Origin of the sequence: Pseudomonas laurylsulfativorans (assembly GCF_002906155.1) — a bacterium.
GTDB lineage: Bacteria > Pseudomonadota > Gammaproteobacteria > Pseudomonadales > Pseudomonadaceae > Aquipseudomonas > Aquipseudomonas laurylsulfativorans.
The window spans coordinates 1,149,720-1,163,762 of record NZ_MUJK01000001.1; the positions used below are offsets into that span (position 1 = coordinate 1,149,720).

The window sequence follows — 14,043 nt, forward strand, 5'->3', positions numbered from 1 at the left end:
CATGTGGCTGCGCAGCTATTCAACCTCGCTGTACCTGTTTCTCTATGCGCCGATAGCCCTGATCGTGCTGTTCAGCTTCAACGCCGGACGCAGTGGCCTGGCGTTCCAGTGCTGCTCGGTGCAATGGTTCGGCACCGCGTTTGGCAACCCGTTCATCATGGAAGCTTTGGGCAACAGCGCACTCATCGCCTTCAGTTCGGCCGTGATCGCCACGCTGTTCGGCACCCTGGCGGTGTTCGGTTTGCAGCGCTGTGGCGCCAAGGTGCGCATGTTGTTCGATGCGCTGACCTATTGCGCGATCATCGTGCCGGGCATCGTCATCGGCATCTCGACGCTGATCGCCTTCATCAGCCTGTTCGACCTGATCAATCCGCTGCTGGCGAGTTGGTTGCCGACGGTGCCGAAGTTGAACATGGGGTTCTTCACCGTGATCGCCGCCCATTCGTTGTTCACCATGGCGCTGGTGATGGTGATCGTGCGCAGCCGCGTCGATTCGCTGGACAAGGCCCTGCTGGAAGCCTCGGCGGACCTCTACGCGCCACCGATGGACACCTTCTGGCGGGTGACCTTGCCGCAGATCAGCCCGGCGATCATGGCCGGGTTCCTGCTGGCCTTCACCTTCAGCTTCGACGATTTCATCATCGCGTTCTTCGTCGCCGGTTCCGAAACGACGCTGCCGATCTACATCTTTTCCTCCATCCGCCGCGGCGTGACGCCGGAGATCAACGCGATTTCCACGGTGATCATCTGCGTGTCGCTGGCCCTGCTGTTCACTTCCCGCCATCTGCAAAACCGCCGCACCGGCATCCAGGAGTCGCACCATGCGTGATCAGCTCTACATCAACGGCGAATGGGTCAGCCCGGACCTGGGCGGCTATCTGGACGTGATCGATCCGGCTACCGAGCAGGTCTTCCACCGCGTGGCGGCGGGTACTGAAGAGGATGTCGACCATGCCGTGCGTGCAGCCCGTCGCGCCTTCGACAATGGCTGGGGTCAGACCAGCGGTGCCGAGCGTGCGCAATGGCTGGAGGCGCTGGCCGATGAGCTGGAAAGTGGCCAGCAGGCGCTGGCGGAACTGGAAGTGCGCGACAACGGCAAACCCTTGCCTGAAGCGCAGTGGGACATTGGTGATGCCATCGGTTGCTTCCGTTACTACGCCGGACTGGCCCGCGATCTGGACCAACAACAGGATCAGTCGCTGGTCTTGCCGGACGCGCGGTTTCGCTGCCGCATCCGCCACGAACCCATTGGCGTCGCCGGGCAGATCATCCCCTGGAACTACCCACTGCTGATGGCCGCGTGGAAGGTCGCGCCAGCCTTGGCCGCTGGTGCCACGGTGGTATTGAAACCGTCCGAGCTGACGCCGCTGACCGCCCTGGAACTGGCGGCCGCCGCTGATCGAATCGGCCTGCCAGCCGGGGTGTTGAACGTGATCACCGGCCTCGGCGCCGACGCCGGCAGCCCACTCACCGAACATCCCGGCGTAGACAAACTGGCCTTCACCGGCAGCGTGCCCACCGGGGCGAAAATAATGTCGGCGGCAGCGCGGGACATCAAGAACATCAGTCTGGAACTGGGCGGCAAGTCGGCCTTCATCGTGTTTGACGACGCCGATGTCGACGCGGCGGTGGAGTGGATTCTCTTCGGGATTTTCTGGAACCAGGGCCAGGTGTGCAGCGCCACCTCACGCCTGCTGATACAGGAAAGCATCGCCCCGCGCCTGATCGAACGGCTGGTGGAAGAAACCCGCAAGATCAGCATTGGTCCAGGCATGCAGCCCGGTGTGCTGCTCGGGCCGTTGGTGAGCCAGGGCCAGTACGACAAGGTGCTGGGATTCATCGACCAGGGCCTGGCCAGCGGCGCCCGTTTGCTCACCGGTGGACGGCGCCCAGCGCACTTGTGCGAAGGTTACTTCGTCGAACCGGCGATCTTCGATGAGCCCGGCCACAGCAGCATTCTGTGGCGCGAAGAAGTGTTCGGTCCGGTACTGTGCATCAAGCGCTTCAAGACCGAAGAACAAGCGGTGCAAATGGCCAATGCCAGCCGTTTCGGCCTGGCTGCCGCCGTGATGAGCGCGGACTTGCAGCGCACCGCCCGGGTCGCCAACCAGCTGCGCGCCGGGATCGTCTGGGTCAACTGCTCACAACCAACCTTCGTCGAAGCGCCCTGGGGCGGCATGAAACACAGCGGCATCGGCCGCGAACTAGGGCAATGGGGGCTGCACAATTACCTTGAGGTCAAGCAGGTGACCGAGTACGTCAGTGACCAGCCTTGGGGGTGGTACTTGAAGTAAAGGTCTGTCTGGCAGACCGTGGCGCCTGCATCGCCAGCAAGCCGGCTCCTACAAAAGCAGTGTCGTCCGTGGGAGCTGGCTTGCCAACGATGGGGTCATCGGCATCTGACACAAACTCTATGTTCACTGAAGATCCACTGTGGGAGCGAGCCTGCTCGCGATGAGGGCATGACAGAAACCCAAACAGTGACTGCCAGATCGCTTTCGCGAGCAGGCTCGCACACATTGTTTTTGCTGGTCAGGAGGGTTGTGGCGAGGGGTTCACACCGCGTAATTTGGATAACCCGTCCTCCAAGACACGCCGGAGTTGATCAATGCGCATCGCCTTGCTGTCCGACATGCACCTGTCCGTCAACTCGGTCCCCTTTCCCGCCGTGGAGGCCGATATCGTTGTGCTCGCCGGGGACATCTCCCGCCCGGCCAAGGCCATCGAGTGGGCCAGGGCCTGCCCGGTTCCGCTGCTGTACGTGGCGGGCAATCACGAGTTTTATGGCAGTGACCTGGTCTCCACCTACGAACAGTTGAACAGCCTGGCGCAAGGCACCCGGATCCATGTTCTGGAACGTTCGGAGTACGTCCACGACGGCGTACGTTTTCTCGGCTGCACGTTATGGTCTGACTATCGTCTGCTCGACAGCCCCGAGGATCGGGCGCTGGGCATTGATCTGGCGACCCAACTGATCCGTGACTTCAGCCACATCAAGATCGCCCCCGATTTCCCCGACCTGTTCACGCCCGCCATTTCCCAACTGGTGTTTCTGCAGACGGTCGCCTGGCTGGAGGACTGCTTCACCCGCGACAGCAGTACCCCCACGGTGGTGGTCTCGCATTTCGCCCCGACCCGGTCGAGCATCAGCCCGACGTTTGCCGGTTCGCCGATCAACTCAAGCTTTGTCTCGGATCTCGAAGCACGGATCAAAGCCTGGCAGCCGGCACTGTGGCTGCATGGCCACACCCATGGCAGCTTCGATTATCGGGTGGGCAACACCCGTGTGGTCTGCAACCCCCGGGGCTATGCCAAGAATGGCATCAATGAAAATCCTGATTTCGATGCGGCCTTGGTGATCGATCTGGACTTCTGAGGTCACTCTCGGGTCAACAGCACCGCGTATTGCACTTGCCCCGGCCAAAACGCGCTTCCTGGCGTTCGCGGAAAAACACCTCATCACTCATCACTGGCGCGCCCGATGCAACGCCGGCAACCCGCTACACTTTCCTCGCTCCGCCGCTGCACCCGAGCGGCCATGACCCCTGACTTCTAATCTGGAGGTATCCCATGAGTGACAGCAGCGAACTCACCACTTTTACCGGCTGGGCCGCCACCGCAGCGGGCGCGAAACTGGAACGCTACAGCTACGACCCTGGTCCGTTGGGCAGCGATGAGGTGGAAGTCGCCGTGGAGTATTGCGGCGTCTGCCACTCCGACCAGTCGTTGATCGACAACGATTGGGGTATCAGCCACTACCCGTTTATTCCCGGCCACGAGGTGGTCGGCCGTATCGTGCGGATGGGCGACCAGGTGCGCGGCCTGGAAATGGGCCAACGGGTGGGCATCGGTTGGTACAAGGGCAGTTGCATGCATTGCACGTCGTGCATCGAAGGCTCGCATAACCTGTGCCGCACCGTGCAACCGACCATCATCGGCAGCAACGGCGGCTTTGCCGACCGCATTCGCTCGCACTGGGCCTGGGCCCTGCCGATCCCGGCCGGGCTCGACCCGGCGATGGCCGGGCCGTTGTTCTGTGCCGGCTCGACCGTGTTCAACCCGCTGGTGGAATTCGGCATCAAACCCACTGACCGGGTCGGCGTGGTGGGCATAGGCGGTCTCGGTCACCTGGCGCTGCGCTTCCTCAACGCCTGGGGCTGCGACGTCACGGCCTTCACCTCATCGCTGAGCAAGCAGGACGAAGCCAAGCGCCTGGGTGCGCACAAGGTGGTCGCCTCGACCGACACCGATGCGCTCAATGCTATTGCCGGCACCCTGGATTTTCTCCTGGTCACCGCCAACGCCAACCTCGACTGGACCGCCATGCTCGCCACCCTGCGCGGCAAGGGTCGCCTGCACTTTGTCGGCATCGTGCCCGACGCCATACCGGTGCACGTGTTCAACCTGATTCCCCAACAGAAAGTCATGTCTGCCTCACCGGTCGGCTCGCCGGCCAATACCGCGATGATGCTGGAGTTCTGCGCCCGCCATCAGATCCTGCCGCAGGTCGAGATGTTTCCCATGAGCCGGATCAACGAAGCCGTCGATCATTTGCGCAGTGGCAAGGCGCGCTACCGCGTGGTGCTCGACGCCAGTCAGTGACAGGCGACGATGGTCATTAACGATAACGCGCGTAAACCGGATAAACGCGGCGCACTTGAATCCATCGCCGGCAAGCCGGCTCCTACAGTTTGGCGTTCACATCATTTCGACTCGGACGCGGTCTCTTGTAGGAGCTGGCTTGTCGGGTCGCCGCATCGCAGCGATGGTCGTTAACGATAACGCTTGTGAACCGGATAAACGCGGCGCACTTGAGTCCATCGCCAGCAGGCTGGCTCCTACAGTTCCGCTCAGCGATTGGCTGCCTGCGCAGGTGCCACTGGCATATGCGGGTCGTTCCAGGTGAAGCGATAGGCCTTGCTGGACTCGTGCGGCAGGCATTTGCCGTTGTCGGCATCCGCGCCCACGATCGACCAGTTCGCCCTGGAGTTTTCCCCCAGTTCACGGGCCGCTTCGGGTTTGAAGCATTGGTTGAGTACGTCATCCGGCACCAACGCGTAGGCCGTGGGATGTTCACGCAGATACAGCGCGGCCTTTTCGATGGTCGAATTGTCCATGCCGAAATGCACGATCGGCTGGCGGGCGAACAACCAGTGCCCCTCCTCCCAGTTGACCAGCACCAGATCGGCGCTCTGGGTCATGGTCGCAGCCTGGCTCATGAGCACCTGATCAATGTTGGTGCCGTCCTTGAGTGGTTCGATGAAACCACGGGCGAACCACAACGCGAACCAGGTCGCCACGAGTGCCGGGAACACCCGACGCAAACGCGGGTGCCTTTTGAACCAGCGCTTGAGCAGCCACGGGATCAACGGCGCGGCGACCAGCACCAGCCCGGGCAGCGCCGGGTAGATGTACAGCTTGCGCTTGCCAGTACTGATGCAGAAAAACAGCACCACCAGCACCACCCAACCGAGCAACACCAGGACCCGGCCGTCGCGTTTTTGCATCTGCCGACGCCAGGCGGGCACCAGCCATGGCAGCACCAGGACCAACGGTAGCCAGTACTGCGGAATCACGCTGGTGAAGAAGTACCAGAACGGTTCGCGGTGATGCCACGCGGCGGCATAGCGCCCCGCGGTCTGGCGCAGGAGGATCTCCCGTGCATAGGCGATTTCGTCTGCGCTGCCATTCAAAATGATGGACAAGGCCAGGGGCAACAGCCAGATCGCAATGGCACCCAGCATGACGGCAAACCCCAGCAACCACTTGCGCGCCTCGTCGGGCATGGCCACCACGCCGGGCCAGCCTTTGCGCACCGCATAGGCGTACGGAATCAGCATCAGCGCCGGCAGGAAACCCACGCCTTTGGTGATCACGCCAATGCCCATGGCCGCGCAGCCCGCGTAGAACCAGCGCCACGCAGGCCCCAGCAGCAGGTGGCGCGCCAGACCGTACAGGCCCAGGGAGGTGAACAGAATCAGAAAGCTGTCGATCTGACCGGTGCGCAGGATGCTGTAGGTCTGGTACGTCGCCAGGTACAACAGCGCGGCGTTGCGACCGGTACGTTGAGTCCACAGGCGACGGCCCAGGTCATAGACCATCGCCGTGACCGTCACGGCCGAAAACAGCCCCGGGATATAAAGGGCGATGTTCGGCTTACCGGTCAACCAGGTGAAGAACGCCACCGTCCACATGAAAATCGGTGGCTTGTCGCCGTAGATCTCGGCGGCCCGGTGCGGAATCAGCCACGCGCCGTTTTGCAGCATCTCCAGCGCGACACCGAGGAAACGTTCCTCATCCACATTCTGCGCCTGACGCAGGCCCAGTCCCGCGCCGATCAGCAATAGGGCAAGCAGCATCAGGCCCAGGCATTCGACCCTGGGCGACAACGATCTACGCATGGCTATTCCTTTACGCTTCTGCTTTTGGCAATCAATTGCAGGTTGCGAAAATAGACGATGGAGCCAAAGGCCTGCCCGACAATGAACACCGGGTCCTGGCGGTAAATGGCATAGGCCAGCAACAAGGTGCTGCCGACGATGCTCAGGTACCAGAAGTTGGTCGGGATCACGCTGCGTTTCTTGTACTCGCTGTACAACCACTGCAGGACAAACCGCCCGGTAAAGGCAACCTGCCCCGCAAAGCCGACCAGCAGCCACAGGGTTTCACGGGTCAACATCATCCTTCGAGCTCCTGGGCGTGGGTGTTCAGGCGCGTACGCTTGATCAGCCACCAGACGCCGACCAGGTCGAGAATGCCGACCAGCGCGCGGTCGAGGTTGCCGTATTTCGACACCCCGGCCGTGCGCGGCCGGTGGTTGACCGGGTGCACGATCATGCGCCCGTTATGGCGCTGGATCAGCGCCGGAATATAGCGATGCATGTGGTCGAAGTACGGCAGGCGCAAGAAGGCCGCGCGCTCGATCAGCTTCAGGCCGCAACCGGTGTCCGGGGTGGCGTCCTTGAGCAGGCGCCGGCGCAGGTTGTTGGCGAAACGCGAGGCGTAGCGTTTGCTCGCGGTGTCACGGCGATTGACCCGGTGCCCGGCGACCAACTGCACATCGACCTTGCCCGGTTCGCCGCGCACCAGCGCCAGCATGCCGGGGATGTCCGCCGGGTCGTTCTGGCCATCGCCATCGAGGGTGGCCAGCCACTGACCGCGGGCCTCTCGGGCGGCGTGGTACAGCGAAGTGCTCTGCCCCAGCGAACGTTCGTGATGGAGGATGCGCAGGGTGTTCAAGCCGTTTTGGCGAATCTGCCGCAGTTCATGCAAGGTCGCGTCGGTGCTGCCATCGTCGACCACGATGATTTCGTATGACTCAGCGGCCAGCGCCACGCGGATTTCCTCAAGCAATGGCCTGAGGTTGTTCGCTTCGTTCTTGGCGGGAATCAGTACGGATACAAAAATGTCTTGGCTCATGGGGTCTCTCTCGCCCTTTTTGATTTTTTCGAGATCAGAGGCGAACGCTTCAAATCCGGTAGAACTGCCGATACCACTTCACAAACTCACCGACGCCGGTTTCCAGCGTCACCTGCGGGCTGAAGCCCACCCACTCGGCCAGTGCCGAGACATCGGCCCAGGTCTTGACCACATCACCGGCCTGCATCGGCAGATAGTTGCGCCGGGCTTGCAGGTCCAGGGCGGATTCCAGGCAGTCGACGAAATCCAGCAACGCCACCGGCATGCCACGCCCGATGTTGAAGAGCCGGTTTACCCCGGTAGCCGGGCTTTGCGGCACGGGAGGTTTAGGGCGCAGTCGGGTGATGCCTTCGACAATGTCGTCGACATAAGTGAAGTCCCGCGACATCTGGCCCTGGTTGTAAATATCGATGGGCAGGTCTTTGAGGATGGCGTTGGTAAACTTGAACAGCGCCATGTCCGGTCGACCCCATGGGCCGTAGACGGTAAAAAAGCGCAGGCCACTGGCCTTCAGGCCATACAAATGGCAGTAACTTTCGGCCAGCAGTTCATTGGCGCGTTTGCTGGCGGCGTACAGCGACACGGGATGCTCGACAGGATCCTCGACACTGAACGGCAGCTTGCTGTTGGTGCCGTACACCGAACTGCTCGAGGCGTAGATCAGATGCTCGGGGCGATAGTGCCGGCAGGCTTCCAGCACATTGAGGAAGCCGACCAGGTTCGATTGCCCATAGACATCCGGGTTGTCCAGCGAGTAACGCACCCCGGCCTGGGCCGCCAGGTGCACCACCTCGGTAAAGCGGTGCTCTTGAAACAGGCTCATCAGGGTCGGTTTATCGACGATGTCCATTTTCCGGAAGCGAAAACCCGGCAACGTCTCCAGCACCTTGAGGCGGGCGTGCTTGAGATCCACGTCGTAGTAATCATTGAGATTGTCGATACCGACGACGTCCTGCCCCTCGCGGCACAGGCGCTGGGCCGTATGAAAACCGATGAAACCGGCCGCACCGGTGACCAGAACAGTCATGGGACGCACGCCGGCGACTGCGTCGCGATCGGCGCGAGACTACTGATCCAGACCCTCGTCAGCTTCATGTTTAGTTCCTGCTTATGGCTTCATTCCACGCACGATTGCGTGATGAAGTTTATAAAACAGAAACATTTCAATTTAGATAACGCCTCGCACGCCCTCTGCAAAAAACATTATCTGGCCGACCAGCGCTGCTATCTGGCTGATCCGTCATGGGGTTTGTAAAACCGGAACAAGCCGATATCCACAGTCTTGATGTATTCCTTGGCCCAATCCGGCCTGACCGTACGGTCATGGAAATACAAGGCACCCTGAGTACGATCCGGCAGTTCCTTGTTCAAGGCCTTGCGCGCGATTTCCTTGGCCATCGCGTAAGGCACCTCTTCCTGGACCGAATCGGATTTGCCGTCACACCACCAGGAGAACTGGCAACTCTTGGTCTCCGAGCCTTGTTTGACCACTTTGCACACCGTGTCCGGAAAACCCTCGTGGCCCAGGCGGTTCATGACCACGTTGGCCACCGCCTCCATGTCGGCGGCATCCTTGCCCTTGGCTTCCCAGTAAATCGACCGGGCCAGGCAGGTGATTGCATCGTCCAGCGGCGCGGCGCCCGCCGGGTCGACGGCCTGGACTTCGGATGGGGTAATGGCTTCAGCCTTGGGGGCCGGTGCGGGGCTGTTGTTCTCGGCGGCTTTGTGTTCCAGCACCTCGGCCTTGTTCTCGGCCGATTCCTGTTTTTGTTTTTGATCCGTAGCGAATACCGAACCGGCAAGCAATGTTAAAGCGAGGCAGGAGGCGATCCAGTCGGGGCGCATGATCGGGGTCACTCGGTGAGCGATTCGATTCAGTGTAGTAGTGAAATGATTTCACCGGTCCCACTACACTCTGGATAATTCCGTTGTCCTGGACGGGGCAACTTCGCGCATCATGGGTGCCATCTGCTCAAGGGGGATTTTCATGGGTTTCATTTCATCCGCAATGCATTTGGCCGGTGTGTCACTGGGCCTGGTATTCGCCGCCAACGCCGTGGCGGCCGACGAAGCGCAATTGATCGAATCGATCAACGTCTATCGCAGCCAACTGCAGCGCTGTGCCGGCCAGGTCTCATCGGAGCTTCCACCGCTGTCGGCCGACCCGCGCCTGGTGCTGTCCGCCCCGAGCATCGGCAATCTGCAGCAGGCCATGGCCACTGCGGGTTACCCGATGAAGAATGTGCAGGCCATCAGCCTGTCCGGGCCTCGTGATGCGGCGTCGGCGATGAAAGCGATTCAGGAAAGTTTTTGCCAGATCGTCCTCGACCCGCAATTCGTCGATGTCGGCGTCAGCCGCCAGGACCGTGAATGGCGCATCGTGGTAGCTCGGCCGTTGTTGAGCGCACGCCTGGGCGACTCGCAAGCCGAAGGCCAGAAGCTGCTCTCCGAACTCAACGCAGCCCGCACCCGGCCACGCCAGTGCGGTGCGCAATCCTTCGCCGCCGCGCCAGCGCTGGCCTGGAACGTCACCCTGGCCAGCGCTGCCGAAGGCAACTCGCGCTCCATGGCCAACAACAACTACTTCGATCACAAGGACCGCGATGGCCGCACCCCGGGCGACCGTGCGGAACTGGCCGGCTACGACTTCCAGCAGATCGGCGAAAACATCGCCGCCGGACAGGACTCCGTACGCAAGGTCGTCGACGGCTGGCTGGCCAGCCCCGGTCACTGTGCCAACCTGATGAACCCACAGTTCCGCGAACTGGGCGCGGCGTACGCGACCGATCCGAAGAGCGATGCGGGGATTTACTGGACGGCGATGTTTGGGGCGCAGTGAGTGCCATAGCCCCCGAAGCGATTGCATTGGGGGCTGTTTGTGGTCAACGAGCGCGTTGTAAAGCGGAGTAATTTTACAAAAAGAAAGATTCTTCTGAAGGAAATTTCTGAAATATGAAAAACCACACATGAATTCTTGAAATTTCAAAGCTTAATAAATATACCTACCCCTTACGACACCATTTCGAATAACAATTCGATTTCAAAGCAAGGGCCCTATGAAAAACGCAATATCACCCACAAGAAATGAAAACTTTTCTGACTGGTATCAACAAGTGATTATCCAGTCGAAAATGGCTGAGAACTCTCCAGTTCGAGGCTGCATGGTTATCCGTCCTTGGGGGTATGGCATATGGGAGCAGATTCAACGAGAACTTGATAAGAAAATCAAAGACACAGGACATTCAAACGCATATTTTCCACTTTTGATTCCGTTATCCTTTCTTCAAAAAGAAGCCGAGCATGTTGAAGGCTTTGCCAAAGAGTGCGCAGTGGTAACGCATCACCGTCTCGAAAAGTCGACGGATGGACCGCTTGTTCCCGCAGGAACACTAGAAGAACCGTTGATCATCAGGCCCACCAGTGAAACGGTCATCGGCGCATCCTTTTCACGATGGGTACAAAGCTATCGGGATCTGCCTCTGCTTATCAATCAATGGGCGAACGTACTGCGCTGGGAAATGCGTCCCCGGATTTTCCTGCGCTCATCGGAGTTCCTATGGCAGGAAGGTCACACCGTTCACGCAACTCATGATGAGGCCTTGGTCGAAACGCTAAAGATGTTGGATATCTATGAGCGCTTTACTACCGAGCACTTGGCCATACCAGTAATCAAGGGCGAAAAGTGCTCCTGGGAACGATTTCCAGGTGCCGTCAGCACCTATACCATTGAAGCGATGATGCAAGACGGCAAGGCCCTGCAAGCAGGTACTTCTCATTTTTTAGGCCAGAACTTCGCACAGAGTTCAGACATCCGCTTCGTGAACAAAGAAGGGATAAAAGAACTGGCATGGACCACGTCTTGGGGAGTATCCACGCGACTGATCGGAGCGATGATCATGGCCCATGGTGACGATGATGGACTAGTACTCCCGCCCCTCGTGGCACCGACGCAGGTCGTCATTATCCCGATCGTGCGCAACGAACAGAATGCAGATGCCATTCATGACTACTGCAAAAAACTGCAAAAGCAGATTTGTCGGAAGAAACTGAAGGGGCAAAACCTTCGGGCCAGTGTTGATTGGCGGGACATGAACAGTGGCGAAAAAAAGTGGTATCACATCAAGCGTGGCGTCCCTGTCCGGATCGAGATTGGCATAAAGGAACTGGAGCAAAATATGGTGTCCTATTCCATTCGAAACAACTCCAAAACCACTCTCAAATTTGACGCTGAAAATTTCGTTAACAACATCTCGAAAACACTGAATGCCCTTCAAAAAGACATGTTGGAAATGGCACAGAAGAAACTGTCAGACAACACCACAATGGTCACAACTCTGGGAGAATTCAAAGAGCGTTTCAAACAGAATGCAAAACTTAACGCCTTTGTTCTCGCCCCCTTCACAGAAGATGAAAACGTTGAAAAAGCCATCGGAGAACTTGGAGCAACCGTTCGCTGTATCCCGCTAAAACAACCTGGCATTTCTGCAACCTGTTTATTCACCGGCCGTAAGACGAACACTTGGGCACTTTATGCAAAGTCATATTGATCCCTGATCACCTACAGCTCCGCTATTGCGGGGCTGTATTGTTTCCAGAGAAGCCAACTTTCCGCCTGCGTTGTAAAAAACTGCATTGCCTGCCCCAAAAAAATTCGGAGCCCTGTTATAAGGCTCCGGGTTGATCGCTTTACGTAAGAGCCCGGCTTGCCGGCGATAGCGACCTCAAGTGCCCCATCGCCAGCAAGCCGGCTCCTACAAGTCGGATTCCGCCGTTGTTTTCTTTGCACACTCCATCAGTGGCTACTCATCCCGGCCGCATGCATCAACAACCGCAACGCCCCCGCCACCACGCCCAACGCAACCACACTGCCCAGCCAGATCAGCACCAGCCACCCAAGGCGCTTGTACCAAGGCGCCAGTGCTGGTTCACGGGAATCAATGGTAGCCATCGCCAATCCTCACTTTGCCGCGGAACCCGTAGTAGCTCCAGACCGTGTACATCAGGATGATCGGCAGGATGAACAGCGCGCCGATCAGGATGAACAACTGGCTGGTCGGTGGTGACGCCGCTGCCCACAGGCTGATCGACGGCGGCACGATGTTCGGCCAGATGCTGAACGCCAGGCCGATGTAGCCCAGGAACATCAGCATCAGGGTGAAGGCGAACGGCCAATGGGTGTGGCGTTGGCGCAGGGTCTTGAGCAGGCCGAACATCGCCAGCAAGGCCAGCACCGCCAGACCACCGATCACCGCCAACAGCAGCCAGGCCAGGGGCCGGGTGAACAGGCGCATCCGCGATTCGAGCATGCCTTCGGTCTTGACCAGCAACCAGGTGCCGCCGACAAGCCGACAAAGAACGCCGTGGCGACGAACGCGGCAATAGCCATGTGCGCCAGGCGGTACGGGAACGACGGGTTGAACACGATGGCCAGCCAGTCCAGCGGCATTACTCGACCGTCGACGATCTCGAAGCCCTGGGGCGTTTGCATCCAGCTGTTAGAGGCGAGAATCCAGAAGGTCGAAATCAGCGTGCCGATGGCGACCATGACCGTCGAGAAGAAGTGCAAGCCGCGCCCTACCCGGTTCCAGCCGAACAGCATGACCCCGAGGAAACCGGCTTCGAGGAAGAACGCCGTGAGCACTTCATAGGTCAGTAACGGCCCGGTGATGCTGCCGGCGAAATCGGAGAAACGGCTCCAGTTGGTGCCGAACTCGTAGGCCATGACCAGCCCCGAGACCACGCCCATGCCGAAGTTGACAGCGAAGATCTTCGACCAGAAATGGTAGAGATCGCGGTAAGTGTCGTTGTGGGTCTTCAGCCAAAGCCCTTCGAGCACCGCCAGGAAACTGGCCAGCCCGATGGTAATGGCGGGAAAGATGATGTGGAACGAAACCGTGAACGCGAATTGAATGCGCGCCAGGTCCAGTGCCTCCAGGTTAAACATGTCGAAATCCTCATCGAGGCTTTGAAGGATATAAACCTTTAGGAGCCGGCTTGCCGGCTCCTACAGTCGTTACAGAGATGTAATGAGCGGCCTGATGCTAGGCGGCGGACGTCGAAATCCGGTTGCTGGCCTTAGCCTGCTCCAGCCGGATGGCGACGAACTTGGAAGTCGGGGTGAAGGTGCGGTCACCGTAACTTTCCAGTGGCACCAGCGGATTGGTCTCGGGGTAGTACGCCGCCGCCTGACCGGCCGGAATGTCGTAGGCGATCAGGGTGAAACCGCTGACCCGGCGCTCGCGCTCGTCGTCCCACAGCGCCACCAGGTCGACCTTCTGCCCCGGTTCGAAACCCAGCCGACGAATGTCCTGCTCGTTGGCGAACACTACGTCGCGCATGCCGTACACCCCGCGATAACGGTCATCCAGGCCGTACAGCGTGGTGTTGTACTGATCGTGGGAGCGCATGGTCTGCAGTATCAGGGGCGGCTTGACCGGCAGGTTGCGCACGCCTTCGCTGATCAGGTGCTCGGGCAGCACGCTCGGGGTGAACTGGGCTTTGCCGCTGGCGGTTTTCCAGATGCGTTTGGCCGCGTCGTTGGGCATCGGGCGAGTCAGGCGGCCCTGGTACTCCAGCCAGTAATCGCTCTGCTCGGCCAACGCCGAGACGCTGTATTTGTTGAAG

Annotated in this window: 12 protein-coding genes and 4 pseudogenes; 6 read left to right on the plus strand and 10 right to left on the minus strand. The window is 59.6% G+C overall.

The genetic code is table 11. From position 1 onward, the window contains the following. Position 1 precedes the first annotated feature (1 nt). The 3 genes from B0D71_RS05105 to B0D71_RS05115 all read left to right on the plus strand — a co-directional run bounded on the left by B0D71_RS05105 (position 2) and on the right by B0D71_RS05115 (position 3,376). Positions 2-829 carry an ABC transporter permease gene (locus B0D71_RS05105; protein WP_103393769.1) on the plus strand — a complete coding sequence of 276 codons (828 nt, stop codon included), beginning with the start codon at positions 2-4 and terminating at the stop codon, positions 827-829. Further along, positions 822-2,294: an aldehyde dehydrogenase family protein gene (locus tag B0D71_RS05110; protein ID WP_103393770.1), complete on the plus strand. Its 1,473-nt coding sequence runs from the start codon at positions 822-824 to the stop codon at positions 2,292-2,294. The genes B0D71_RS05105 and B0D71_RS05110 overlap by 8 nt, the downstream gene beginning before the upstream one ends. A gap of 314 nt (positions 2,295-2,608) precedes the next feature. Continuing rightward, on the plus strand, positions 2,609-3,376 hold the full coding sequence (locus B0D71_RS05115; protein WP_103393771.1) for a metallophosphoesterase: 768 nt from the start codon (positions 2,609-2,611) through the stop codon (positions 3,374-3,376). A gap of 13 nt (positions 3,377-3,389) precedes the next feature. Here the strand turns inward: B0D71_RS05115 and B0D71_RS31115 are convergent. Then, a pseudogene (locus B0D71_RS31115) lies at positions 3,390-3,479 on the minus strand (CstA-like transporter-associated (seleno)protein); the annotation flags it as partial. Positions 3,480-3,570: 91 nt separating this feature from the next. Between B0D71_RS31115 and ahr the strand changes: the two are divergent. Next, entirely contained in the window at positions 3,571-4,602 is a 1,032-nt protein-coding gene (gene ahr, locus B0D71_RS05120; RefSeq protein WP_103393772.1) for an NADPH-dependent aldehyde reductase Ahr, read from the plus strand. 248 nt (positions 4,603-4,850) lie between these two features. Here the strand turns inward: ahr and B0D71_RS05125 are convergent, their stop codons facing one another. From B0D71_RS05125 to B0D71_RS05145, 5 genes are all read right to left on the minus strand, one after another. After that, positions 4,851-6,401, minus strand: coding sequence for an ArnT family glycosyltransferase (locus B0D71_RS05125; RefSeq protein WP_103393773.1), 1,551 nt, complete (start codon positions 6,399-6,401; stop codon positions 4,851-4,853). Positions 6,402-6,403: 2 nt separating this feature from the next. Further along, on the minus strand, positions 6,404-6,682 hold the full coding sequence (locus B0D71_RS05130; RefSeq protein ID WP_085729405.1) for a lipid-A-disaccharide synthase N-terminal domain-containing protein: 279 nt from the start codon (positions 6,680-6,682) through the stop codon (positions 6,404-6,406). Next, complete coding sequence (locus B0D71_RS05135) at positions 6,679-7,419, minus strand: glycosyltransferase family 2 protein (protein WP_103393774.1); 741 nt, start codon at positions 7,417-7,419, stop codon at positions 6,679-6,681. The genes B0D71_RS05130 and B0D71_RS05135 overlap by 4 nt, the downstream gene beginning before the upstream one ends. Positions 7,420-7,468: 49 nt before the next feature. Then, entirely contained in the window at positions 7,469-8,446 is a 978-nt protein-coding gene (locus B0D71_RS05140) for an NAD-dependent epimerase/dehydratase family protein (RefSeq protein WP_103393775.1), read from the minus strand. 197 nt (positions 8,447-8,643) lie between these two features. Continuing rightward, the gene (locus B0D71_RS05145) at positions 8,644-9,264 is read right to left on the minus strand and encodes a cell wall hydrolase (protein ID WP_103393776.1); all 621 of its coding nucleotides are present in this window, start codon (positions 9,262-9,264) and stop codon (positions 8,644-8,646) included. A gap of 142 nt (positions 9,265-9,406) precedes the next feature. Between B0D71_RS05145 and B0D71_RS05150 the strand changes: the two genes are divergently transcribed. Together B0D71_RS05150 and proS are read left to right on the plus strand one after the other, a co-directional pair. Beyond that, a complete protein-coding gene (locus tag B0D71_RS05150) occupies positions 9,407-10,258 on the plus strand; it encodes a CAP domain-containing protein (protein ID WP_103393777.1) in 852 nt (283 codons plus the stop codon). Between the two features lie 217 nt (positions 10,259-10,475). After that, on the plus strand, positions 10,476-11,966 hold the full coding sequence (gene proS, locus B0D71_RS05155) for a proline--tRNA ligase (protein WP_103393778.1): 1,491 nt from the start codon (positions 10,476-10,478) through the stop codon (positions 11,964-11,966). A 245-nt stretch (positions 11,967-12,211) separates the two neighbouring features. Here proS and B0D71_RS05160 read toward each other — a convergent pair whose 3' ends face one another. The 4 genes and pseudogenes from B0D71_RS05160 to B0D71_RS32280 form a co-directional block, all read right to left on the minus strand. Further along, positions 12,212-12,367, minus strand: coding sequence for a DUF2474 domain-containing protein (locus B0D71_RS05160; protein ID WP_103393779.1), 156 nt, complete (start codon positions 12,365-12,367; stop codon positions 12,212-12,214). Beyond that, positions 12,354-12,764, minus strand: a pseudogene (locus tag B0D71_RS32270) (cytochrome d ubiquinol oxidase subunit II); the annotation flags it as partial. The gene B0D71_RS05160 and the pseudogene B0D71_RS32270, both read right to left, overlap by 14 nt. Continuing rightward, positions 12,752-13,363 (minus strand): annotated as a pseudogene (locus B0D71_RS32275) (cytochrome ubiquinol oxidase subunit I); the annotation flags it as partial. The pseudogenes B0D71_RS32270 and B0D71_RS32275, both read right to left, overlap by 13 nt. Before the next feature lie 97 nt (positions 13,364-13,460). Then, positions 13,461-13,958: pseudogene (locus B0D71_RS32280) on the minus strand (CbbBc protein); the annotation flags it as partial. Positions 13,959-14,043: the final 85 nt, after the last annotated feature.

Bases quoted from the DNA above. Each gene is read 5' to 3' on its own strand.
- ahr (WP_103393772.1), top strand. From the start codon at position 3,571: ATGAGTGACAGCAGCGAACTCACCACTTTTACCGGCTGGGCCGCCACC.
- B0D71_RS05110 (WP_103393770.1), top strand. From the start codon at position 822: ATGCGTGATCAGCTCTACATCAACGGCGAATGGGTCAGCCCGGACCTG.
- proS (WP_103393778.1), top strand. From the start codon at position 10,476: ATGAAAAACGCAATATCACCCACAAGAAATGAAAACTTTTCTGACTGG.
- B0D71_RS05145 (WP_103393776.1), bottom strand. From the start codon at position 9,264: ATGCGCCCCGACTGGATCGCCTCCTGCCTCGCTTTAACATTGCTTGCC.
- B0D71_RS05105 (WP_103393769.1), top strand. From the start codon at position 2: ATGTGGCTGCGCAGCTATTCAACCTCGCTGTACCTGTTTCTCTATGCG.
- B0D71_RS05160 (WP_103393779.1), bottom strand. From the start codon at position 12,367: ATGGCTACCATTGATTCCCGTGAACCAGCACTGGCGCCTTGGTACAAG.
- B0D71_RS05135 (WP_103393774.1), bottom strand. From the start codon at position 7,419: ATGAGCCAAGACATTTTTGTATCCGTACTGATTCCCGCCAAGAACGAA.
- B0D71_RS05130 (WP_085729405.1), bottom strand. From the start codon at position 6,682: ATGATGTTGACCCGTGAAACCCTGTGGCTGCTGGTCGGCTTTGCGGGG.
- B0D71_RS05125 (WP_103393773.1), bottom strand. From the start codon at position 6,401: ATGCGTAGATCGTTGTCGCCCAGGGTCGAATGCCTGGGCCTGATGCTG.
- B0D71_RS05140 (WP_103393775.1), bottom strand. From the start codon at position 8,446: ATGACTGTTCTGGTCACCGGTGCGGCCGGTTTCATCGGTTTTCATACG.
- B0D71_RS05115 (WP_103393771.1), top strand. From the start codon at position 2,609: ATGCGCATCGCCTTGCTGTCCGACATGCACCTGTCCGTCAACTCGGTC.
- B0D71_RS05150 (WP_103393777.1), top strand. From the start codon at position 9,407: ATGGGTTTCATTTCATCCGCAATGCATTTGGCCGGTGTGTCACTGGGC.